The organism is Pseudomonas sp. 20-5 (genome assembly GCF_056782835.1).
The window spans coordinates 1,182,926-1,202,493 of sequence record NZ_CM165584.1; the positions used below are offsets into that span (position 1 = coordinate 1,182,926).

Consider the following 19,568-nt stretch of genomic DNA (forward strand, 5'->3'; position numbering starts at 1 on the left):
ACGTTCATCTGCGGTCATGGGGTATTCGTGGGTTACCTGAAGAATCATTGGTGGAAACGCTGGATCCGCCGCCGCGGCTGCAAGCTGGCCGGCGGCCCGGCCAGTGTCGGCAAGCGCACCACGCTGGTGCTCGAGGAGCGGGTCGAACTCGGCCACCTGCGCATCGTCCCGCCGAGGCTGGAGATCGGCGCCTACAGCTATGTGCGCAGCGGCACCGACCTGTCCCTGGTGGCGTCCATCGGGCGTTTCTGCTCGATCGGCTCGGACTGTTTCATCGGCCAGGAAAAGCACACCCATCCCAGCGACTGGGTGAGCAGCCACCCCTTCCAGCACACCGGCACCGCGCTGCGCTACGAGCCGGCGCTGAGCTACGCGGAAATCGGCCACGACGTCTGGATCGGGCACAGCGCGATGGTGATGGAAGGGGTCAAGGTCGGGACTGGGGCGATCATCGCCACGCGCGCCGTGGTCACTCGCGACGTGCCGCCCTATGCCATCGTCGCCGGGACTCCGGCGCAGGTGATCCGCTACCGGCATCCGCCGGAGATCATCGAGGGCTTGCTCGCCTCACGCTGGTGGGAGCTGGATAGCGCCTTCCTCACCGGCCTGCCGCTGGACCGACCCCGGGAGTTCCTCGCCGCCCTGGAGGCGCGCGAGGCGCCGCGTGCGGCGTACCGGCGGATGACCATCACCCGCCAGGGGTGCCGGCTGGATTGAGCGCGCCCATCGCCAGGCCCATCGGGCCAGGCGATGGGGCGCCCTTCATGTCCCGGATTGTCATAGGCGTGTTTTCCCAGCCGCGCTAAGCTGGTGCCTCACATCCGCCCGGAGGCGCCCATGTCAGAGCTGATCCTGCATCACTATCCCACTTCGCCCTTCGCCGAGAAGGCGCGCCTGCTGCTCGGTTTCAAGCAACTGTCCTGGCGTTCGGTGATGATTCCGCCGGTGATGCCCAAGCCGGACCTGGTAGCGCTGACCGGCGGCTATCGGAAGACCCCGGTGTTGCAGGTCGGCGCCGATGTGTATTGCGATACCGCGTTGATCGCCCGTCGCCTGGAGCAGGAAAAGGCGGTTCCGGCGCTGTTTCCCGAAGGCCAGGAGATGGTCGCCGCGAGCTTCGCCCAGTGGGCCGACGCGGTGCTGTTCCAGCACGCGGTAAGCCTGGCGTTCGCCCCGGAGTCCATCGCCGTGCGTTTCGGCAAGCTGCCGCCGGAATTCCTCAAGGCCTTCATGGCCGATCGCAGCCAGCTATTCAGCGGCGGCAGCGCCGGCCGCCTGCCGCTGGAACAGGCGCGCCACCAGTGGCCGGCATTCATGGCGCGACTGGAGCGCCAGTTGTCGCGCGAGGACGGCGATTTCCTGTTCGGCGAAGCGTCCGTCGCCGACTTCGCCGTGGCGCACTGCCTGTGGTTCCTCAAGGGCACGCCGGTCACCGCGCCGCTGGTCGACGATTACCCGCAGGTGCAGGCCTGGTTGGGACGGGTGCTCGGCTTCGGCCATGGCGCGCCAGCCGAGATGAGTGCGGAGGAAGCCCTGGAGGTGGCTCGCGGCAGCCAGCCCGCGGCATTGCCGGACGAATCCTTCAGCGACCCCAACGGTTTCCTGCCCGGCCAGGCGGTCGCCATCGCCGCCACAGACTACGGTGTCGACGCGGTACAGGGCGAACTGCTCTTCGCCGGCAGCGAGGAACTCATCCTGCGCCGCGAAGACCCGCGGGCGGGTACCGTGCATGTGCATTTCCCGCGCCTGGGCTTTCGCATCGAGGCGCGTTGAGGCATGCCGGCGGAGACCCCGCCGCTGCGGCCGGACGCCGATCCGCCGCAGTGCGCGTTGCCCGAGGCGAGGCCGGACCGCGACGCCGGCACCAAGCTGCGCGCCGCGGTGCTCGGTGCCAACGATGGCCTGGTGTCGAACCTGTGCCTGGTGATGGGCGTGGCGGGTGCGAGCATGGCGCATTCGTCCATCGTCCTCACCGGGATGGCCGGACTGGTGTCCGGGGCCTGTTCGATGGCCCTCGGCGAGTGGCTGTCGGTGACCAACGCCCGCGAGATGGCGAGCAAGCGCATCGCCGAGGAAGAACGCCTGCTCAGGCTCTGCCCGAACACCGAGACCCAGGAACTGATCGATATCTTCACCGCCAAGGGGCTGAGCGAGGTGTCCGCCCGGCGCGTGGCCCTGCAACTGATGAACGACGGTCGTGGCGCGCTGGACACCTTGTCCCGCGAGGCCCTCGGCATCGATCCGACGGAGTTGGGCGGCAACCCGTGGAACGCGGCGGGCACGTCGTTCCTGCTGTTTTCCCTTGGCGCCCTGGTGCCGGTGGCGCCGTTCCTGTTCCTCGACGGTGCCGCGGCGCTGGTCGCAAGCCTGCTGTCCAGCCTGCTTGCGCTGCTGTTCAGCGGCGCGGTCACCGCCCGTTTCACCGGGCGGCCGCTGGCGTTCTCGGCGTTGCGCCAGGTGCTGGTCGGTACCCTTGCCGCGGCCTTCACCTATGGGTTGGGCACCGCGCTCGGCGTGGGCCTGGGCTGAAAGTCCTTCGCCTGCCGGGGACTCCGTTTTACACTGCGACACCCGGCCGGCGTGGCCGGGAACAGGAAAAACCGACCAGGGAGTGGCCATGAACGCCTACGACATCGAAATCGTCAACGACGCCGCGCACGCCGGCGAAGCCAACCACGGCTGGTGCTTCGGCCTGCCGCCGGGCATCCGTCCGGAGCAGTGGCCGCTGGATCCGGACACCGGCTATCCGCTGATGCACGGCTTCACCCTGCTGCTGCCGGAGGACTACCGGGTGCATGGCCCGGAGATCGTCGCGCTGAGCTTCTTCTCCCTCGCCCCGGACCAGAACGACGGTGGACCGACCAGCGTCGACGGCATTCGCGAGATGCTCATCGATCCGCCCGCGCAACCGCCGGCCGAAGCGGAACTGCGGCCGTTCTGGGAGGCCGGGCGCAATAGCCATCCGCGTCTGCATCGGATGGAGGACATCCTCGGCGGCGCCTATGCGTTGATCCTGCTCGACGCCGCTGAATTCAGCGGCGCGCCCTGCCAGCCGCCGGCGCTGCCGGCGGGCAACCCGCTGTTGGCGCAGACCGAGCCGCCGCAGTGGCTGGAGGCTGGTTCGGCGGCCAGCTTCGTGCCGGACTGGGCGGAGGACGACTACTACCTGCTGCGCGCCCTCGGTGGCCGCCCGGCGGCCGGCCACCAGCAACGCTACCCGCTGCGCTGGACGGCGCGGGCGCAAGACCCCAACGCCGGGGTGGTGCCCAGCGAATACGGCGACGGCGGCTACCAGCTGCCGCACTACTGGCTGGACGGCAAGATCGAGCGCGACAACTACCGCGAGCATCCCTGGGTGGAAGGGCACCTGCCGAACCATATCGGCGGCACCATGCGTCCGGTGCAGGGCGTGCCGGAGATGAGTCCCTTCTACGTAGAGTTCGAGGAATACCTGGGCGGCTACAACTTCGGCGGCGGCAACGCCCAGCTCGATTTCCGCGACATGCGCTTCGACTGGGCCTGCGGCTGAGGAGGGAAAGGGAGCGCCGGCGGCGCTCCGGGGCGGCGCGGGTCAGTCCTTGCGCCGCTTGAGCTGGTCCTTCAACTGGGTCGGCAACTGGCGGATGATCAGCATGTCGCGCTCTTCGTCGTATTCCACCTTGGAGCCCAGCAGGTGCGCCTCGAAGCTGATCGACAGGCCTTCGGCGCGGCCGGTGAAGCGGCGGAACTGGTTGAGGGTGCGCTTGTCCGCCGGGATTTCCGGCGACAGGCCGTAGTCCTTGTTACGGATGTAGTTGTAGAACGCCCGCGGTTGCTGGTCGTCCATCAGTTCCGAAAGCGCGTCGAGGGTCATCGGCTCGCCGATGCGCGCCTGGGAGGTGGCGTAGTCGACCAGCGTCTCGGTCTTCTCGCGGGCCTGTTCCTCGGCCATGTCCTCGCTTTCCACGAAATCGCTGAAGGCTTTCAGCAGGGTGCGCGTCTCGCTCGGCGAATCCACCCCTTCCTGGCAGCCGATGAAGTCGCGGAAATAGTCGGAGACCTTCTTCCCGCCCTTGCCCTTGATGAACGAGATGTACTGCTTCGACTGCTTGTTGTTGCGCCATTCGGAGATATTGATCCGCGCGGCCAGGTGCAACTGGCCGAGGTCCAGGTGGCGCGACGGGGTGACCTCCAGCGACTCGTTCACCGCCACGCCTTCGCTGTGGTGCAGCAGGGCGATCGCCAGGTAGTCGGTCATGCCTTGCTGGTAGTGGGCGAACAGGACGTGGCCGCCGGTGGAGAGATTGGACTCCTCCATCAGCTTCTGCAGGTGCTCGACCGCTTCGCGGCTGAAGCCGACGAAGTCGCGGTCGCCCTCCAGGTACTCACCGAGCCAGCCGCTGAACGGGTAGGCCCCGGACTCGCCCTGGAAGAAGCCCCAGGCCTTGTTCTTGGCGTTGTAGCTTTCGTTGAGGTCGGCCAGCAGGTTCTCGATGGCCTGGGAGTCGCCCAGCTCGGCGTCGCGCGCGTGGAGCACGGCCGGGGTGCCGTCGGGCTTCTTCTCGATCAGGTGGACGATGGCGTGATGGATCGGCATGTCAGGTTCGACCTTTCAGGTAATCGGCGGCGCCGCGCAGGTTTCCGCGACGCTGCGGGACACGCCGCTGGCGCGCCCGCGGATCGGCCAGTTTACCCGAGGTTGCCGGCTTCTGCCTGCGTCGCCTGGCGTTCCTGCAGACCGTGCAGGCGCTTGATCACGAAGTTCAGGTGCAGGTGCAGCTCGTACAGCTCGTGGTAGTAGGAGAGCGGCACCTCCACGGTGTTCAGCTCGCTCTCCAGTTTCTCCAGCCGCTCGATCTCGCTTCTCAGTTGCTCGGCGTCGGTACCGCTGTCGAGCTTGCGGTCGATGTCGCGGATGTAGCGGTACCAGCGGTAGATGCGCGCGCGGATGCGCCAGCGATACAGCGGGCCGATAGACTTCATCAGCGGGATGAGGATGGCGATGAACGGGATCAGCAGGATGATGTAGCGGTCCGCCAGGGAGGCGATGCGGAACGGCAGGTAGCGCTGCAGCAGCGGCAGGCCGCTCTTGTAGTAGCGCTCGGCGTCCTCGTGCAGGCGCAGGGTGCGCGGCTCGGCGCTGGGGAAGGCGCCGGGCTTGTCGAGCAGGCTGCCGTCCTTCATCACCTCGCGCGCGGCTTCCAGCACCAGCGGGATCAGCGCCGGGTGGAAGCGTTCGTTGATCACCAGGGTGGCCACCGGCGACAGGGTGCTGATGTTTCGTTCCGGCACGTTGCGCGGCAGGTTGAGCAGGCCTTCGCCGACCTCGACCCGCTTGAGGAACGGCAGGCGCGCCTCGTAGGCGGCGCTGCGGCGGAAGTTGACCAGGCGAAGCTGGTCGTTGTCGGCCAATTTCTGGATCGCCGGGTTCTCCGCCGGGCCGACGATGAACGCCGCGTCCAGCTTGCCGGCCAGCAGGTCGTCGACCACCGCGTTGCCGCCGCGGGCTTCCCAGGTGATCGGATAGTGTCCCGGGGCGATGTCGTTGGCCTGCAGGATCGCCTCGGTGGCGGCGCGGGTGCCGCTGCCGTCGCTGCCGATGGCCAGGCGCAGGTGCAGCAGGTCGCTGAGCTGGTCGATGTGCACGTTGCTGCGGTGGAACAGCCAGAGCGGTTCCTGGTAGACCGCGCCGAGGGTCTGCAACTGGCGCGCCTGCCCGGCTTCGAGCTGGCGCTCCTGGCCGCTCTGGACCAGGGCGATGTCGACCTCGCCGGTGCCGAGCAGGCGCTCCAGGTTGTCGCGCGAGCCGGCGCTGGGCACCAGCTTCAGTTCGAAGCCCTGCTCCTTGAGCTTTTCCCGGAGCTTGCCGGCGAACACGGCGTAGCCGCCGCCCTCGGCGCCGGTGGCCATGGTCGCGCTCATCGGCGGCGGCGGGGCGACGAAATAGAACACCGCGGCGACCAGGGCGGCGATCACCGGGATCAGCCAGAGGTTGGCGCGGATCAGGATGGCGAGGTCCTTGAGCAGGTGCTTGATGCGATTCATGAGCGGTCCTTGTGCTGCTCTCCAGAAGGGTATGACGGATGCGGGCGGGCGCACTCCTCAGCGTAGCCGAGGGTCACCGGCGGTCCGTGCGGAACTGCCGGCAGAGCACCCGGTGGCGATGCCGGAAGATGCGGGTGAGGAACCAGCGTACCAGTCCGGCGGCGAATAGCGGGCGCACGGTCAACTGGTCGACCAGCAGGCATTCCCCGGCCTCGCCCGGTGTCGGCAGGATGCGTCGCTCGTGGCGCCAGAGGCGCATGCCGGTCATCGGCGACTGTTCGATGAAGCCGTGGCCGGGCGTCAGCTCCAGCAGGGTCAGTTGCGAAGTGCCCAGCGGCAGCAAGCCGAACAGGCGCATGTGGCTGCGGAACAGCGGGCGCCGGGGCACTACCTCCAGGTCTTCGAGGCTGCGGATACCGGGCGGTACGCTCATGCTCAGCAACGGGCGTATCTCGCGGAGTATCCCGTCCACCGAGGTGATCCACCGCCAGAGCTGTTCGGGGCTGGCCTGCAGGCGCGATTCGAAATGCAGGCTGATATTCATCGCAGGCTCCTGCTAGGGTTGTGGGAGGACGCGCTGTCCATGGCGCCCGTGCCGTGCAAGCCTAAGCCAGACGAACCGAGACGTCGAACCGAAGGAGGACGCCATGCTAATCCGCGCCGCAACCTCGACCCTGCTGGTGGTCGATATCCAGGAACGCCTGCTGCCGGCCATCGACGACGGCCCGGCGCTGGTCGAGTACAGCCAGTGGTTGTTGCGCGTGGCCCGCGCACTGGACGTGCCGGTGCTGGCCAGCGAGCAGTACAGCAAGGGCCTGGGGCCGACGGTGGCGGCGCTGCGCGATGAGCTGGACGCCACGCAGATCCTCGAGAAGCTGGACTTCTCGGCCGCCGCCGATGGCGCCCTGCTGCGCGCGCCCGGCGGCGACCGCCGGCAGTTCGTGGTTTGCGGCAGCGAGGCGCACGTCTGCGTGCTGCAGACCGTGCTCGACCTGCTTGGCCGTGGTCGCGAAGTGTTCGTCGTGGAGGAGGCGATCGGCTCGCGGCGGTCGAGCGACAAGGCACTGGCCGTGGAGCGGATGCGCCAGGCCGGGGCGATGATCGTGTCGCGGGAGATGGTCGCCTTCGAATGGATGGAACGCGCCGGCAGCGACCGCTTCCGCGAGATCAGCCGCAACTTCATTCGCTGAGCGGCGGTTGCTCGGCCTGGTAGCGCCGGGCCTCCTCGCGCAGCCAGTCGGCGAAGGCCTGGTGGCGGTCGCTCGGCGGCTCGCGCTGCGGCCAGACCAGCCAGTAGGGATAGGGGTAGGGCACGCGGATGTCGCCCAGTTGCACCAGGCGGCCCTCGGCGAGGGCGCCGGCGACCAGGCTGCGACGCTCCAGGGCGATGCCCTGGCCCAGGCGCACGGCTTCCAGCAGCAGGTTCGAGTCATTGATCAGCAGTCCGTGCTGCGGTTCCGCCACGCCGGCGCGCTGGCACCAGAGCGCCCAGGATTCGGTGGAGCGCAGTGTAGGGCAGGCGACGATCTCGCTCGGCGTGCGCGGCAGGCGGCCGCCGTTGAAGTCGGGCGCGGCGACCATCAGCAACTCGTCGTCGAACAGGCGTTCCCGACCGACCCCTTCCCAGTCGCCCTTGCCGATGCGTACGCCGAGGTCGGCCAGGCCCTGGCGCAGGTTCTGCACGTCAAGACTGGCCACCAGCCGCACGCGACAGTGCGGATGGCGCTCGCGAAAGCGCGGCAGGCGCGGCAGCAGCCAGTTCAGGCCGAAGGACGGCATCACCGTGACCACCAGCTCACCCTCCCGTGGACGCGCCCGCACCACCCGCGTGGCGTCGGCGATCTCGCCCAGAGAGGCGCGTACCTGCAGGGCGTAGAACCGGCCGTTCTCGCTCAGGCGCAGGCCGCGCCCCTCGCGGACGAACAGGGCCAGGCCGAGGAGGTTTTCCAGCAGCTTGATCTGCTGGCTGATCGCTGAGTGGGTGACGTGCAGCTCGCTGGCGGCCTGGCTGATGCTGCCGAGCCGGGCGACCGCTTCGAAGCTGCGCAGGGCGGTGAGGGGAGGGAGGTCGCTCATGTAAGTTTTTCTAAAGGATTCGCTGAATTTATCTCGATATTTTTCGCGTTGTGCAACGACTAGAGTGATTTTCCCAGGCGTCGCCCTCTTAGCGGCGCTTAATCATCGACAAAGGATGCCGCGATGCAACTGATCGGTATGCTGGATTCGCCTTTTGTGCGCCGGGTCGCCATCGCCCTGCGCCTGCTGGACCTGCCCTACGAGCACCGGCCGCTGTCGGTGTTCCGCAATTTCCAGGCGTTCAGCCTGTTCAACCCGATGGTCAAGGCGCCCACGCTGGTGCTGGACGATGGCACCGTGCTGATGGACTCCAGCCTGATCCTCGATTACCTGGAGTGCCTGGCCGGCCGCGAACGCAGTCTGCTGCCGCAACGGCCGCAGGCCCGTGCACGGGCGTTGAGTCTGATCGGCGCGGCGCTGGTGGCCTGCGAGAAATCCGTGCAGATCTACTACGAACTGAACCTGCGTCCCGAGGAACGCCGCCACGGCCCCTGGCTGGAGCGGGTGGAGGGGCAGTTGCTGGCGGCCTACGACTGGCTGGAGGCAGCGCTGCGCCAGGAGCCGCTGGCACGCGACGGTGGCATCGAGCTGGTCGGGGTGACCGTCGCGGTGGCCTGGCGCTTCAGCCAACTGGTGGTCGCGGAGCGGGTCGCCGCCAGCGAATACCCGGAACTGGCAAGCTATTCGGATTATGCGGAGGGGTTGCCGGTGTTCCTCGAGACGCCGCCGGTCTGAGCCCGCGAGGCGCCAGGCTGGCGCCCCTCGAACGGCTTGATTCCGCCTGCGCCCGGCCTCGGTTCGCTGTAGGTCGCTGCCTTCGTCACGGCCCGGACCGGTTGTTGCGAACTGCTGTTCGGCGCCGGCCTGGAGGCGGCCCGGCCCTGGCTCAGCCTGGTCCTGAGCGCGGCCCTCGGCTTGCTCTTCGGCATGCTGCTGGGCGGGCTCTGGTTCGGCTACTGGATCCGCCAGGAGGGATTGCAACTGACCCACCTGCTGCTGGTGGTCTGGGTGCTGGCGAACTTCTTCGTGCTCAACGTCCGCTGGAACTGATGGGGACTGCCGGTATGAGGAGCAGGGCGCGAGGACGGCGACAGTGGAGCGAGCCGGACGCCCGTCGATGGCGCGAAGTCGCATCTCGCTCCTGCCACCCGGTCCCTCGGCTCCCCTCTGTTCGCACGCGTTGCATGGGATGACGCAGTTGGAACTGCCCCCGGGCAGTGGCAGCCGGCTGCCTCGAGGGCAGGTGCTCCGGCTGGCTCGGCATGGTCAATGGAGTTAAGCCCCGGGGGCTTCGAGGAAAGCAGAACCTGCGGCATCGGCTCCTTTCGCCCGACTGGGCTCAGCGTAGCTCTTCGGCGGCGGCGACCAGTTGTTCGAGTTGATGGTGGATCTGGGCCCTGTCCAGCAACTGCAAGGGCTGGCGGTTCCAGAGCAGCCGTTCGCCGCTTTCGGGGTCACGGCCCAGGATCGGCTTGCAAGGGTCCTGGCTGAACAGGTTCTGCTCGTTGGCCGTAGCGTCTCCTTGTCCTTCCAGGCGGGTGAACATCAACAGGTGATCGGTCGGATGTTCTGCCAGATGGCAGAGATGCGGGCCCACCTGCAGGCTGAGTACGCTCTCCTCGTCGTTGGGCGTCGGGAGATCGAGAGCGAGAAAAAGCTGGTGGATGGCGGCGCGGTAGAGTGGATTCATGGCGTGTTCCGAGTCACTGGAGGCAGCCATTAGAGCAGTGCCAGCCCGGAGAGACTGTTAATCGTGGTTCTCTTTTTTTAGGTTTTGCCGCTGCCGATTCCAGTGAAAAAACGGCGGCCAATCCTGATAGGCGATGGGGTTTCCCGTTCCTAGACTGGCGGAGAAACATCAGGAGAAGGCAACCATCATGCATATTCAATCGCTTCAGCAGAGTCCGTCTTTCGCCGTCGAATTGCACCAGGCCGCCAGTGGGCGTTTGGGACAGATTGAGGCCCGCCAGGTCGCCACCCCCAGTGAAGCGCAGCAGTTGGCCCAGCGCCAGGACGCGCCGAAGGGTGAGGGGCTGCTCGCTCGCCTGGGCGCGGCGCTCGTGCGTCCCTTCGTGGCGATCATGGACTGGCTGGGCAAACTGTTGGGCTCCCACGCCCGCACCGGGCCGCAGCCCAGTCAGGACGCGCAGCCTGCGGTCATGTCCTCGGCCGTCGTGTTCAAGCAGATGGTGCTGCAGCAGGCATTGCCCATGACCTTGAAGGGACTCGACAAGGCGAGCGAGCTGGCGACCCTGACACCGGAAGGACTGGCCCGGGAGCACTCCCGCCTGGCCAGCGGAGATGGGGCGCTGCGTTCGCTGAGCACCGCCTTGGCCGGCATTCGTGCCGGCAGCCAGGTCGAGGAGTCCCGTATCCAGGCTGGCCGCCTGCTCGAACGGAGCATCGGCGGGATCGCGCTGCAGCAGTGGGGCACCACCGGCGGTGCCGCGAGTCAACTGGTGCTCGACGCAAGCCCGGAACTGCGGCGCGAAATCACCGACCAGTTGCATCAGGTAATGAGCGAGGTCGCACTGTTGCGCCAAGCGGTAGAGAGCGAGGTCAGCAGAGTATCGGCCGACAAGGCGCTGGCGGATGGCCTGGTGAAGCGGTTCGGGGCGGATGCGGAAAAGTACCTGGGCAGACAGCCTGGTGGCATCCACAGTGACGCCGAAGTGATGGCGCTTGGTCTCTACACCGGCATTCACTACGCGGACCTGAATCGCGCTCTGCGTCAGGGGCAGGAGCTGGATGCGGGACAAAAGCTGATCGACCAAGGTATGTCCGCGGCCTTCGAGAAGAGCGGACAGGCTGAACAGGTAGTGAAGACTTTCCGTGGCACCCGTGGCGGGGATGCCTTCAACGCGGTGGAAGAGGGCAAGGTTGGCCACGACGACGGCTATCTCTCCACCTCCCTGAACCCCGGTGTCGCGAGGAGCTTCGGGCAGGGCACGATATCCACCGTGTTCGGCAGGTCCGGAATCGATGTCAGCGGGATATCGAACTACAAGAATGAAAAAGAGATTCTCTATAACAAAGAGACCGACATGCGCGTGCTGCTGAGCGCCAGCGATGAGCAGGGAGTTACCCGCCGGGTCCTCGAAGAGGCGGCCCTGGGGGAGCAGAGTGGCCATAGCCAGGGACTGCTCGATGCTCTCGACCTGGCAAGCAAACCGGAACGTTCAGGCGAGGTCCAGGAACAGGATGTACGCCTGAGGATGCGTGGCCTTGATCTGGCCTGACCGGTCGTAAAAGAAAGACGTCACGAACGGACACCTTGGGGTGTCCGATTCTTGGCTCGGCAGCGGATTCGGGTGGAGAGGCGTGCTGGCTATTCGCCCAGTGGTTCCAGGAGGGCTGCTGTCCAACGCTCCTTGCGCCAGGCCCGGCGCTGCTTCTTGTCGAGGTAGGTCCAGGCGACGAAGCGGCTCTGCTTCTGTCCCTGGGCCATGTCCACCACGCGGATATCGCTGGCGCCCAACGTCTTCAGGCGCTCCTGGAGGTTCGGCAGGTTGCTCGCCTTGGATACCAGGGTGGTGAACCAGAACACCTGCGTGGCGAACGCCCGGCTTTCCTCGGCCATGCCGGCCAGGAAGGCCGCTTCGCCGCCCTCGCAGTACAGCTCGGCGCCCTGGCCGCCAAAGTTCAGTAGCGGCAGGGTACGGGTCGGGTCGAGCTTGCCGAGGTTCTTCCACTTGCGCCGGCTGCCGCGCGTGGCTTCGTCCAGCGAGGCGTGGAAGGGCGGGTTGCAGAGGGTCATGTCGAAGCGCTCATCGACGCCGATCAGGCCCTGGAATATCTGCCTGCGATCAGGCTGCCGGCGCAACTCGATGGCAGCGGCGAAGCGTGGGTTGGCGGCGAGGATCGCAGCGGCCGAGGCCAGCGATTGCGGGTCGATGTCGGCGCCGACGAAGCGCCAGCCGTATTCGTGGTGGCCGAGCAGCGGGTAGATGCAGTTGGCTCCGGTTCCGACGTCCAGCGCACGCAGGCCGGGACCGCGTGGAATCAGGCCATCGTGGCTGGCGCCGAGCAGGTCGGCCAGGTAGTGCAGGTAGTCGGCGCGACCGGGAATGGGCGGGCACAGGTAACCATCGGGTATATCCCACTCGCGTACGTCGTAGAACTGTTGCAGCAGCGCGCGGTTGAAGGCTTTCACCGCCGCCGGATCAGCGAAGTCGATGCTCTGCCTGCCGTACGGATTGAGGATGACGAAGCGCTCCAGTTCCGGGCTGCCGGCGATCAGGCGCGGAAAGTCGTAGCGTCCCAGGTGGCGATTGCGCGGGTGCAGCGGGCTGGCGCTCTTGCGCTCGGCGTCGGGATGCGGGCTGGTCGGGCGGGGCATGTTCTCGGTTTCCGTGACGGCGAGGCGGGCATTATTCACATCCGCCGGAGGCTGGCCAGTGTTTCTGCCGAGCGGCGCGCTCCTGGCCCGGTCACAATGGAAACAGCCACGGAATCACCAGCACGCAGACGAACATCACCAGCAGGGTAAATGGCACGCCGATCCGGACGAAGTCGCCGAAGCGGTATTGGCCAGGGCCCAGCACCAGGGTGTTCACCGGCGAGGAAATCGGCGTCATGAAGGCTGCCGAGGCCGCCACCGCCACCACCATGGCGAAGGGGTAGGGCGAGGCGCCGATCTGCTTGGCGGTGGCGATGGCGATCGGCGCCATCAGCACCGCGGTAGCGGTGTTGGAGATGAACAGGCCGATGGCCGCGGTGAGCAGGAACAGGCTGGCCAGCAGCACGCGCGGGCCGGCGTCGCCGAGGGCGTCGACCAGCAGCGAGACCACCAGGTCGATACCGCCGGTCTTCTGCAGGGCCAGGGCGAAGGGCAGCATGCCGACGATCAGGACCAGGCTTTGCCAATGGATGGCGCGGTAGGCGCCGTCCATGTCGATGCAACGGAACAGGCCCATCAACAGGCAGCCGACCAGTGCCGCGACCACGTTGGGCACCACCCCGCTGACCATCAGCGCCACCATCACGGCCAGGCTGAGCAGGGCGTGCGGCGCCTTGCTCAGGGCCGGCGCCACCTCGTCGATCTCCGCCGGCAGGCTGAGCACCAGGAAATCGCGGTTGCGTCCCTGCAACTGGCGGATCGCCTTCCAGGCGCCGATCACCAGCAGGGTATCGCCCAGGCGCAGCTTCTCTTCCAGCATGCCGTCGGTGAGCGCTTCGTGGTCGCGACGCAGGCCGACCACGTTGAGCCCGTACTGCGAACGGAAGCCCAGTTCCAGGACGCTCTTGCCGAGCAGGGTGGAGTCCGGCGGCAGAGTCACCTCGGCCATGCCGACCTCCCGCGACTGGTCGATGAAGTAGCTGGCGCGGAACGGCAGGCGCACCAGGTTCAGCTCGGCGCAGCGCCGGTCCATGTCCTCCGGAGGGGCGAAGACGTCCAGCAGCAACACGTCGCCCGCCTTCAGCTCGGTGCTGCCGCCGACCTTGACCACCTCGCTGTGGAACTTGCGCACCCGCTCCAGGCCGACCACGTTGGCGCCCAGGCGGGTGCGCAGTTGCAGTTCTTCCAGGGTGCTGCCGATCAACGGCGAGCCGAGCTGGACCTGCAGGCGCCGTTCGCGGCCGGCCAGGCGATAGTCGCGGATCAGGTCGCGCAGGGTCCGCCGTGCCTTCGGCGCGCCGACTTCCGCCGGGCTGGCGGCGTTCAGCCAGTTGCGCGTGAGCAGCATGTAGGCCACGCCGATGGCGAGCACCATGAGGCCTATCGGGGTGAAGGCGAAGAAGCCGAAGCCGGCATGACCCTCGCGCGCCAGCTCGCTGTTGACCACCATGTTCGGTGGCGTGGCGACCAGGGTCATCATGCCGCTGATCAGTCCGGCGAAGGCCAGCGGCATCATCAGCCGGCCCGGAGGGATCTTCAGCTTGGCGGCGATGCTCAGGACCACCGGGATGAAGATCGCCACCACCCCGGTGGAACTCATCACCGAGCCCAACCCGGCCACCGCCAGCATCAGCAGTACCAGCAGGCGCGCTTCGCTGCTGCCGGCGCGGGCGATCAGCCAGTCGCCGACCTGGTAGGCCACCCCGGTACGCACCAGGCCTTCGCCGATCACGAACAGCGCGGCGATCAGTATCACGCTGGGATCGCTGAAGCCGGCCAGGGCTTCGTTGAGGGTAAGGGTTCCGCTGACGCTGAAGGCCATGATCACCAGCAGGGCGATCACGTCCAGGCGCAGGCGGTTGTGGATGAAGAGGGCGACGGTGGTGGCGAGCAGGCCGACCACCCAGAGCAGTTCGAGGTTCATGCGGGCATCTGAGCGGGAGGATGCCTGCGAGTGTGGCAGACGGACGCGGATCGCGCCTTGATCTGCTGCAGGTCGACGGCGCCTCCCCGCTTCGCCGCGGAGAGGCGCCGCGGCCCTGTCAGCCGAGGAGGAGGGCGTCGTCGGCGAGCTTCTCGCCGCGCACCTTCTCGAACATCGCCAGCAGGTCCGGTACGTCGAGGCCCTTGCGTTGCTCGCCGGAGACGTCCAGCACCACCTGGCCCTGGTGCAGCATCACCGTGCGCTCGCCCACGTCCAGCGCCTGGCGCATGCTGTGGGTGACCATCATGGTGGTGAGTTTCTTCTCGGCGACGATCCGTGCGGTGAGATGCAGGACGAAGTCGGCGGTGCGCGGGTCGAGCGCCGCGGTGTGTTCGTCGAGCAACAGGATACGCGACGGCTGCAGCGCCGCCATCAGCAGGCTGACGGCCTGGCGCTGGCCGCCGGAGAGCAGGCCGATGCGGTCGCCGAGGCGGTTCTCCAGGCCGAGGCCGAGGGTCGCCAGGCTTTCCCGGAAACCGTCGCGCATCGATGCCTGCACCGCCCTGCCGAGGCCGCGACCGGCACCGCGACGCTGCGCCAGGGCCATGTTCTCCTCGATGGTGAGGTCCTCGCAGGTACCCGCCATGGGGTCCTGGAACACCCGCGCGACGCGGTTGGCGCGGGCCCAGACCGGCTTGCGGGTGACGTCTTCGTCGTCGATCAGGATCTGCCCGCTGTCGATCGGCAGGTCGCCGGAGACTGCGTTGAGGAAGGTCGACTTGCCGGCGCCGTTGGAGCCGATCACGGTGACGAACTGGCCGGCCGGGATGTCCAGCGACAGGCCGCGCAGGGCGCGGGTCTCGATGGGGGTGCCGGGGTTGAAGGTGATCTTCAGGTTCTTCGCGCTGAGCATGGTCAGGCTCCCTTCTTGCCGAGCAGGCGTTTCTTCATCATCGGAATCACCAGGGCGACGGTGACCAGCACCGCGGTGACCAGGTTCAGGTCCTGGGCCTGCAAGCCGATGAAATCGCTGTTCAGCGCCAGGGCGATGAAGAAGCGGTAGACGATGGCGCCGAGGATCACCGCGAGGGTCGCCAGGATCAGCCGGCGCGAGGGCAGGATGCTCTCGCCGACGATCACCGCCGCCAGGCCGATGACGATGGTGCCGATACCCATGGAGATATCGGCGCCGCCCTGGGTCTGCGCGAACAGCGCGCCGGCCAGCGCCACCAGCGCGTTGGAGATGGCCATGCCGAGCAGGATCATGCCGCCGGTGTTGACCCCCTGGGCACGGGCCATCCGCGGGTTGGAGCCGGTGGCGCGGATCGCCAGGCCTTTCTGGGTGGTGAAGAACCAGTCCAGCAGCAGCTTCGCGGCGATCACGATGAACACCAGCAGCAGCGGGCGGAACACGTAGTCGCTGAGCCATTCCGGCTGCAGCAGGGTGAACAATGTCGGCTCGGCGATCAGCGGTACGTTGGGCTTGCCCATGATGCGCAGGTTGATCGAGTAGAGCGCGATCATCATCAGGATGCTGGCGAGCAGGTCCATGATCTTCAGCTTGACGTTGAGCAGGCCGGTGGCCAGCCCGGCCAGTGCGCCGGCGGCGGTGGCCGCCAGGGTCGCGCTGTACGGGTCCCAGCCAAGGGCGATGAGGGTCGCGCAGACCGCGCCGCCGAGCGGGAAGCTGCCGTCCACCGTGAGGTCGGGGAAGCGCAGCAGGCGGAAGGAGATGAACACGCCGAGTGCCACGAGGCTGAAGATCAGGCCGATCTCCAGGGCACCGAACAGGGAAAACAGAGACATGACTTCGTAACCGAGTGCGTGAAGGCAGGATTATCGTGCCGTCCGGCCACGGGCGGGACGCCCGCGGCCGGCGGCCGCTTTTTTTACTTGATGACTTCCGCGGCCGACTTGAGCAGTTCGTCGGACAGGGTCACGCCTTGCTTCTGCGCGGCCCCGGGATTGACGAACAGCTGCAGGTTGTCGCTGGTCTCCGGCTTGATCTCGCCCGGCTTCTCGCCCTTGAGGATGCGTACCACCATGCGGCCGGTCTGCTTGCCCATCTCCTTGTAGTTGATGCCGAGGGCGGCGATGGCGCCGCGCTTGACGCTGTCGGTGTCGGAGGCGATCAGCGGGATCTTCGCGTCGTTGCCGACCTTGACCAGCGCCTCGTAGGCGGACACCACGTTGTTGTCAGTGTTGGTGTAGATCGCGTCGACCTTGCCGACCAGGCTGCGCGCCGCCGAGCTGACGTCCACCGAACGCGGTGCCGAGGCTTCGACCAGGCTCAGGCCCATCTTCGGCAGCAGTTCCTTCAGCTCCTTGACCACCACCACGGAGTTGGCTTCGCCCGGGTTGTAGACCATGCCGATGCGCTTGGCGCCCGGCACCACTTTCTTGATCAGCTCGATCTGCTTGTCCAGCGCGAGCATGTCGGAAACCCCGGTGACGTTGGTGCCGGAGGCTTCCCAGCTCGGCGTCAGGTGCGCGCCGACCGGGTCGGTGACGGTGCTGAAGACGATCGGGATGCTCTTGGTCGCGGCCACCAGCGCTTGGGCCGACGGGGTGGCGATGCCGACGATCACGTCGGGCTTGTCGCCGATGAACTTGCGGGCGATCTGCGCGGCGGTGCCAGTGTTGCCCTGGGCGCTCTGGTACTGCCACTTGAGGTTCTTGCCGTCTTCGTAGCCGGCCTCCTGGAGGGCCTCCTTGACCCCGTCGCGAGCGGCGTCCAGCGCCGGGTGCTCGACGATGGCGGTCACGGCCACCGACTTCTGCTCGTCGGCGTTGGCGCCGAAGGACAGGGCCATGCCAAGGGCCAGGGCACTGAGGGGCAACCATTTATTCTTATAGGCCTGCATCATGCGGCGATCTCCTGATTGTATTGGCGCGCTGTAGCGAATTGTTCTGATTGGGCGGTGCGGGTACAGCGTGGCCGAAACATCGCATTTTTCGCGCAAGTCGTCAGCAGGTTTGATGTTTTTTCTTGCGGCGGGATTACCGCTGGGGGGGCGGGCAAGGGGGAGTGCCTGCCCTTTGCGAAAATTCGATGAGGCCCCGCGTGGCCTCCGAACAGAAGGTCATCGGTTTCGAGCCCAACCAAAGATATGTGGCCAATTGATGGCCTTGTGGTAAACGTCTCCCGAGTTGCAAGGACGCGTACCGCACCGCCTGCCTGGGAGCGGTGCTTTGCGCCCGGTCTGCGTGCCTGCCATGGGGGTGGGCTCTGGGGGATGCATGGTGGGGCGTTGGAGTGCGTGGATCGTCGCCGTGGCGATCTGTCTCATGGTCGGGGACGCGACCGCCGCTGGCTGGCGTTCGGCAAACTTCCGTGTCTATAGCGGCGACTACAACGGCGACGGTCAGCCGGACCTCTACCTGAAGGCGGTCACTTCGGTGGTCGTGGTGGGGGGCGAAGTGGCTACGCCGATTCCGCTCCTGCCACCGTTGAAGAATGTCGTCCTGCTGCGCAATGGTGCCAGCTACAGCGCCCTCTACGATCCACCGGCGGCGGATCTGAACGCCGTGGCCTGGACGGCGGCGCCCTACCAGAGCTTCATCGGCGACCTGAATCGCGATGGCATCCTCGACCTGGTCCTGCAGCCGAACGATTCCAGCGACTCGCTGCTGATCGTCAGCGGCAACCCTTCCGCGCACGGCGTACTGCAGGTAGCCAGCGGTACCGGGCGTTGAGTCAGGAGATATGGGGGCGGCCTGCTCAAGGATCGTCGGAAGTAAGTGTGCAGGCATATAAAGGATCGCTTCCTGATGTTCATGTTGGTATAGCGTTTTTGACCTTTAATCCCCCTCGTGAAAGTGGGTATCCAACATTTGTGGATTGGCGCTTGGGACAGCCGGGGGGTAAGAGGGGATTATGCCGCTGTCTCTTTGTTTCTTTATAAGAGTGCGCAGGTCTATAGGAGGGATTTAGTTGAGGTCAAGGAGAATGAGTTGGGATGAATGGGCGCTTTTATGACTCGGTGCTCGGGCGGTTTAATCAAGGCTGTTAGAAGCATGGGTGGGAGAGTTGATAGGAGCCCATCCATTTGAGTGGTAGCCGCCAAGGAGGGTGGCATGGACTTACTGAATGAAAGTAACTCATCATGAGTTTTCGGTGACTTGATGAAGAGATACGTTATTTTAGCCTTGGTGGAATTATCTGAGGAAGTGCCTAGGCCTAAGGTAAAAGGTGTTGCGAGTGGATACTCTCCGCAGCATAAATTTCGTCAGGTGGAATATCTTGCTAGTGGGGTCCATACCTATCCTGGAGATAAAGTCATCTATCCGGGAGAGGCTGTTGTGGCTAGGATAAAGTTTGCTAGCTGGGAGTTCTTCGGTAATGACGTGAAGGTTGGTGATGTCTTTGAAATCAGGGAGCTTGATCGTGTCGTAGGGGTGGGGGTAGTTAAAGAAATATTTTGAATTTCTCTAGCTTGAAAATGGTGCGGTTATTTGAGTGTTTCTTTATAAGGGTTCGCAAGTTTGTAGGGGCTTGTTTTGCCTGGGAGGGTTTGTTTGAACGGCTGGGCTGGGTAGAATAATTTTCCTGTTGCCGTTATAGATAGGTTTCTGGGTGAAATGGTTGGTATTTGCGGTGAATTTTAAATGAATGAGGATGGTTTGGGTGGGTTTTGTTTTGCTGTTTATGGATGTGTGGGTAAGTATTTATTCTTGTTGAGATATATCAATTGTCATGGTAAGGGTTGAAGTTTTCATGAATATGGTGTGAGGTTGAGCGCCAGAGAGGGATGTGATGGCTGATTTTGAATATTATATTAAAGCTGGTATGGCGCTACGGTGTAATTCAGAAGGGTTGTGGTATTTGTCCATGGGGGATCAGGTCTTTTTTCTCCAGGAGGAAGAGAGTTTTTGGAGGGTTCTGGTTTTATTGGAGAAACCTTACGAAGAGGTTAGGGAAAAGCTTGAGGGGGGATTTTGTTACTTAAATGTTGTTTTGGCGGGACTGGATAGTGAGTCTGACTACTGGATTGGTTTGGCACTTTCTTGGATAGAGCAAGGAGGAGTAGAAGTCAGTGATGTACTACTAGCACGCTTGGAGGGGGTGGTTGAGGGGCGGAGCGCCTCTCAAAAAAATAGGCATAAAGCTTTTTCAGTATTGAGAAAGATAGGTGGGTAACTAATGGATATTTATTTTTCTAAAGGCATGGTTGCTTTAGTCAGTTTATAGAGTGGGGTTTTGAC

General features: G+C 65.3%; 20 protein-coding genes and 1 pseudogene. 11 read left to right on the top strand and 10 right to left on the bottom strand.

Going from position 1 to position 19,568, the window contains the following annotated elements; translation table 11 throughout:
* Window positions 1-27 precede the first annotated feature (27 nt).
* From AC1RB9_RS05550 to AC1RB9_RS05565, 4 genes are all read left to right on the top strand, one after another.
* Window positions 28-717 carry a CatB-related O-acetyltransferase gene (locus tag AC1RB9_RS05550; protein ID WP_003105028.1) on the top strand — a complete coding sequence of 230 codons (690 nt, stop codon included), beginning with the start codon at window positions 28-30 and terminating at the stop codon, window positions 715-717.
* A 120-nt stretch (window positions 718-837) separates the two neighbouring features.
* Window positions 838-1,773, top strand: a complete 936-nt coding sequence (locus tag AC1RB9_RS05555; protein ID WP_003092916.1) for a glutathione S-transferase family protein — start codon at window positions 838-840, stop codon at window positions 1,771-1,773.
* Window positions 1,774-1,776: 3 nt separating this feature from the next.
* Window positions 1,777-2,529: a VIT1/CCC1 transporter family protein gene (locus AC1RB9_RS05560; protein ID WP_003105033.1), complete on the top strand. Its 753-nt coding sequence runs from the start codon at window positions 1,777-1,779 to the stop codon at window positions 2,527-2,529.
* An 88-nt stretch (window positions 2,530-2,617) separates the two neighbouring features.
* The gene (locus AC1RB9_RS05565; RefSeq protein WP_003119277.1) at window positions 2,618-3,529 is read left to right on the top strand and encodes a hypothetical protein; all 912 of its coding nucleotides are present in this window, start codon (window positions 2,618-2,620) and stop codon (window positions 3,527-3,529) included.
* A 42-nt stretch (window positions 3,530-3,571) separates the two neighbouring features.
* On the opposite strand, the gene yejK is transcribed toward AC1RB9_RS05565, so the two are convergent.
* The 3 genes from yejK to AC1RB9_RS05580 all read right to left on the bottom strand — a co-directional run bounded on the left by yejK (window position 3,572) and on the right by AC1RB9_RS05580 (window position 6,568).
* The gene (yejK, locus tag AC1RB9_RS05570) at window positions 3,572-4,576 is read right to left on the bottom strand and encodes a nucleoid-associated protein YejK (protein ID WP_034060595.1); all 1,005 of its coding nucleotides are present in this window, start codon (window positions 4,574-4,576) and stop codon (window positions 3,572-3,574) included.
* 92 nt (window positions 4,577-4,668) lie between these two features.
* Complete coding sequence (locus tag AC1RB9_RS05575; RefSeq protein ID WP_003111143.1) at window positions 4,669-6,024, bottom strand: TAXI family TRAP transporter solute-binding subunit; 1,356 nt, start codon at window positions 6,022-6,024, stop codon at window positions 4,669-4,671.
* Window positions 6,025-6,097: 73 nt separating this feature from the next.
* Window positions 6,098-6,568, bottom strand: coding sequence for an SRPBCC family protein (locus AC1RB9_RS05580; RefSeq protein WP_003100569.1), 471 nt, complete (start codon window positions 6,566-6,568; stop codon window positions 6,098-6,100).
* Between the two features lie 103 nt (window positions 6,569-6,671).
* Here AC1RB9_RS05580 and AC1RB9_RS05585 point away from each other — a divergent pair, with 103 nt between their 5' ends.
* Entirely contained in the window at window positions 6,672-7,214 is a 543-nt protein-coding gene (locus tag AC1RB9_RS05585; protein WP_003092901.1) for a hydrolase, read from the top strand.
* On the opposite strand, the gene AC1RB9_RS05590 is transcribed toward AC1RB9_RS05585, so the two are convergent.
* Window positions 7,204-8,100, bottom strand: a complete 897-nt coding sequence (locus tag AC1RB9_RS05590) for a LysR substrate-binding domain-containing protein (protein WP_003100573.1) — start codon at window positions 8,098-8,100, stop codon at window positions 7,204-7,206. The genes AC1RB9_RS05585 and AC1RB9_RS05590 overlap by 11 nt on opposite strands.
* A 123-nt stretch (window positions 8,101-8,223) precedes the next feature.
* Here AC1RB9_RS05590 and AC1RB9_RS05595 point away from each other — a divergent pair, with 123 nt between their 5' ends.
* Window positions 8,224-8,835, top strand: a complete 612-nt coding sequence (locus AC1RB9_RS05595) for a glutathione S-transferase (protein ID WP_003113789.1) — start codon at window positions 8,224-8,226, stop codon at window positions 8,833-8,835.
* Between the two features lie 75 nt (window positions 8,836-8,910).
* A pseudogene (locus AC1RB9_RS05600) lies at window positions 8,911-9,150 on the top strand (DUF2165 family protein); the annotation flags it as partial.
* A 289-nt stretch (window positions 9,151-9,439) separates the two neighbouring features.
* Here AC1RB9_RS05600 and AC1RB9_RS05605 read toward each other — a convergent pair.
* Window positions 9,440-9,790 carry a CesT family type III secretion system chaperone gene (locus AC1RB9_RS05605; protein ID WP_003113790.1) on the bottom strand — a complete coding sequence of 117 codons (351 nt, stop codon included), beginning with the start codon at window positions 9,788-9,790 and terminating at the stop codon, window positions 9,440-9,442.
* A gap of 187 nt (window positions 9,791-9,977) precedes the next feature.
* Between AC1RB9_RS05605 and exoS the strand changes: the two genes are divergently transcribed.
* Entirely contained in the window at window positions 9,978-11,339 is a 1,362-nt protein-coding gene (gene exoS / locus AC1RB9_RS05610) for a T3SS effector bifunctional cytotoxin exoenzyme S (protein ID WP_003113791.1), read from the top strand.
* Window positions 11,340-11,428: 89 nt separating this feature from the next.
* Here the strand turns inward: exoS and rlmF are convergent, their stop codons facing one another.
* The 5 genes from rlmF to AC1RB9_RS05635 form a co-directional block, all read right to left on the bottom strand.
* Window positions 11,429-12,439, bottom strand: a complete 1,011-nt coding sequence (gene rlmF / locus AC1RB9_RS05615) for a 23S rRNA (adenine(1618)-N(6))-methyltransferase RlmF (RefSeq protein ID WP_003092887.1) — start codon at window positions 12,437-12,439, stop codon at window positions 11,429-11,431.
* Between the two features lie 91 nt (window positions 12,440-12,530).
* On the bottom strand, window positions 12,531-14,363 hold the full coding sequence (locus tag AC1RB9_RS05620) for an SLC13 family permease (RefSeq protein ID WP_003100585.1): 1,833 nt from the start codon (window positions 14,361-14,363) through the stop codon (window positions 12,531-12,533).
* A 118-nt stretch (window positions 14,364-14,481) separates the two neighbouring features.
* Window positions 14,482-15,276 carry an ABC transporter ATP-binding protein gene (locus tag AC1RB9_RS05625; RefSeq protein ID WP_003092883.1) on the bottom strand — a complete coding sequence of 265 codons (795 nt, stop codon included), beginning with the start codon at window positions 15,274-15,276 and terminating at the stop codon, window positions 14,482-14,484.
* A gap of 2 nt (window positions 15,277-15,278) precedes the next feature.
* Window positions 15,279-16,169 carry an ABC transporter permease gene (locus tag AC1RB9_RS05630; protein ID WP_003092881.1) on the bottom strand — a complete coding sequence of 297 codons (891 nt, stop codon included), beginning with the start codon at window positions 16,167-16,169 and terminating at the stop codon, window positions 15,279-15,281.
* Between the two features lie 83 nt (window positions 16,170-16,252).
* On the bottom strand, window positions 16,253-17,230 hold the full coding sequence (locus tag AC1RB9_RS05635) for an ABC transporter substrate-binding protein (RefSeq protein WP_003100588.1): 978 nt from the start codon (window positions 17,228-17,230) through the stop codon (window positions 16,253-16,255).
* Window positions 17,231-17,636: 406 nt separating this feature from the next.
* Here AC1RB9_RS05635 and AC1RB9_RS05640 point away from each other — a divergent pair, with 406 nt between their 5' ends.
* From AC1RB9_RS05640 to AC1RB9_RS05650, 3 genes are all read left to right on the top strand, one after another.
* Window positions 17,637-18,059 (top strand): hypothetical protein, encoded by a 423-nt coding sequence (locus AC1RB9_RS05640; RefSeq protein ID WP_223720404.1) that lies wholly within the window; start codon window positions 17,637-17,639, stop codon window positions 18,057-18,059.
* A 429-nt stretch (window positions 18,060-18,488) separates the two neighbouring features.
* Window positions 18,489-18,788: a hypothetical protein gene (locus AC1RB9_RS05645; RefSeq protein WP_481864884.1), complete on the top strand. Its 300-nt coding sequence runs from the start codon at window positions 18,489-18,491 to the stop codon at window positions 18,786-18,788.
* 331 nt (window positions 18,789-19,119) lie between these two features.
* On the top strand, window positions 19,120-19,503 hold the full coding sequence (locus AC1RB9_RS05650; protein ID WP_123903205.1) for a hypothetical protein: 384 nt from the start codon (window positions 19,120-19,122) through the stop codon (window positions 19,501-19,503).
* Window positions 19,504-19,568: the final 65 nt, after the last annotated feature.

What these genes read in the sequence shown, in the direction of transcription:
- AC1RB9_RS05555 (WP_003092916.1), top strand. Translation starts at nt 838, where the DNA reads ATGTCAGAGCTGATCCTGCATCACTATCCCACTTCGCCCTTCGCCGAG.
- AC1RB9_RS05560 (WP_003105033.1), top strand. Translation starts at nt 1,777, where the DNA reads ATGCCGGCGGAGACCCCGCCGCTGCGGCCGGACGCCGATCCGCCGCAG.
- AC1RB9_RS05565 (WP_003119277.1), top strand. Translation starts at nt 2,618, where the DNA reads ATGAACGCCTACGACATCGAAATCGTCAACGACGCCGCGCACGCCGGC.
- yejK (WP_034060595.1), bottom strand. Translation starts at nt 4,576, where the DNA reads ATGCCGATCCATCACGCCATCGTCCACCTGATCGAGAAGAAGCCCGAC.
- AC1RB9_RS05575 (WP_003111143.1), bottom strand. Translation starts at nt 6,024, where the DNA reads ATGAATCGCATCAAGCACCTGCTCAAGGACCTCGCCATCCTGATCCGC.
- AC1RB9_RS05580 (WP_003100569.1), bottom strand. Translation starts at nt 6,568, where the DNA reads ATGAATATCAGCCTGCATTTCGAATCGCGCCTGCAGGCCAGCCCCGAA.
- AC1RB9_RS05585 (WP_003092901.1), top strand. Translation starts at nt 6,672, where the DNA reads ATGCTAATCCGCGCCGCAACCTCGACCCTGCTGGTGGTCGATATCCAG.
- AC1RB9_RS05590 (WP_003100573.1), bottom strand. Translation starts at nt 8,100, where the DNA reads ATGAGCGACCTCCCTCCCCTCACCGCCCTGCGCAGCTTCGAAGCGGTC.
- AC1RB9_RS05595 (WP_003113789.1), top strand. Translation starts at nt 8,224, where the DNA reads ATGCAACTGATCGGTATGCTGGATTCGCCTTTTGTGCGCCGGGTCGCC.
- AC1RB9_RS05605 (WP_003113790.1), bottom strand. Translation starts at nt 9,790, where the DNA reads ATGAATCCACTCTACCGCGCCGCCATCCACCAGCTTTTTCTCGCTCTC.
- exoS (WP_003113791.1), top strand. Translation starts at nt 9,978, where the DNA reads ATGCATATTCAATCGCTTCAGCAGAGTCCGTCTTTCGCCGTCGAATTG.
- rlmF (WP_003092887.1), bottom strand. Translation starts at nt 12,439, where the DNA reads ATGCCCCGCCCGACCAGCCCGCATCCCGACGCCGAGCGCAAGAGCGCC.
- AC1RB9_RS05620 (WP_003100585.1), bottom strand. Translation starts at nt 14,363, where the DNA reads ATGAACCTCGAACTGCTCTGGGTGGTCGGCCTGCTCGCCACCACCGTC.
- AC1RB9_RS05625 (WP_003092883.1), bottom strand. Translation starts at nt 15,276, where the DNA reads ATGCTCAGCGCGAAGAACCTGAAGATCACCTTCAACCCCGGCACCCCC.
- AC1RB9_RS05630 (WP_003092881.1), bottom strand. Translation starts at nt 16,169, where the DNA reads ATGTCTCTGTTTTCCCTGTTCGGTGCCCTGGAGATCGGCCTGATCTTC.
- AC1RB9_RS05635 (WP_003100588.1), bottom strand. Translation starts at nt 17,230, where the DNA reads ATGATGCAGGCCTATAAGAATAAATGGTTGCCCCTCAGTGCCCTGGCC.
- AC1RB9_RS05645 (WP_481864884.1), top strand. Translation starts at nt 18,489, where the DNA reads ATGAAGAGATACGTTATTTTAGCCTTGGTGGAATTATCTGAGGAAGTG.
- AC1RB9_RS05650 (WP_123903205.1), top strand. Translation starts at nt 19,120, where the DNA reads ATGGCTGATTTTGAATATTATATTAAAGCTGGTATGGCGCTACGGTGT.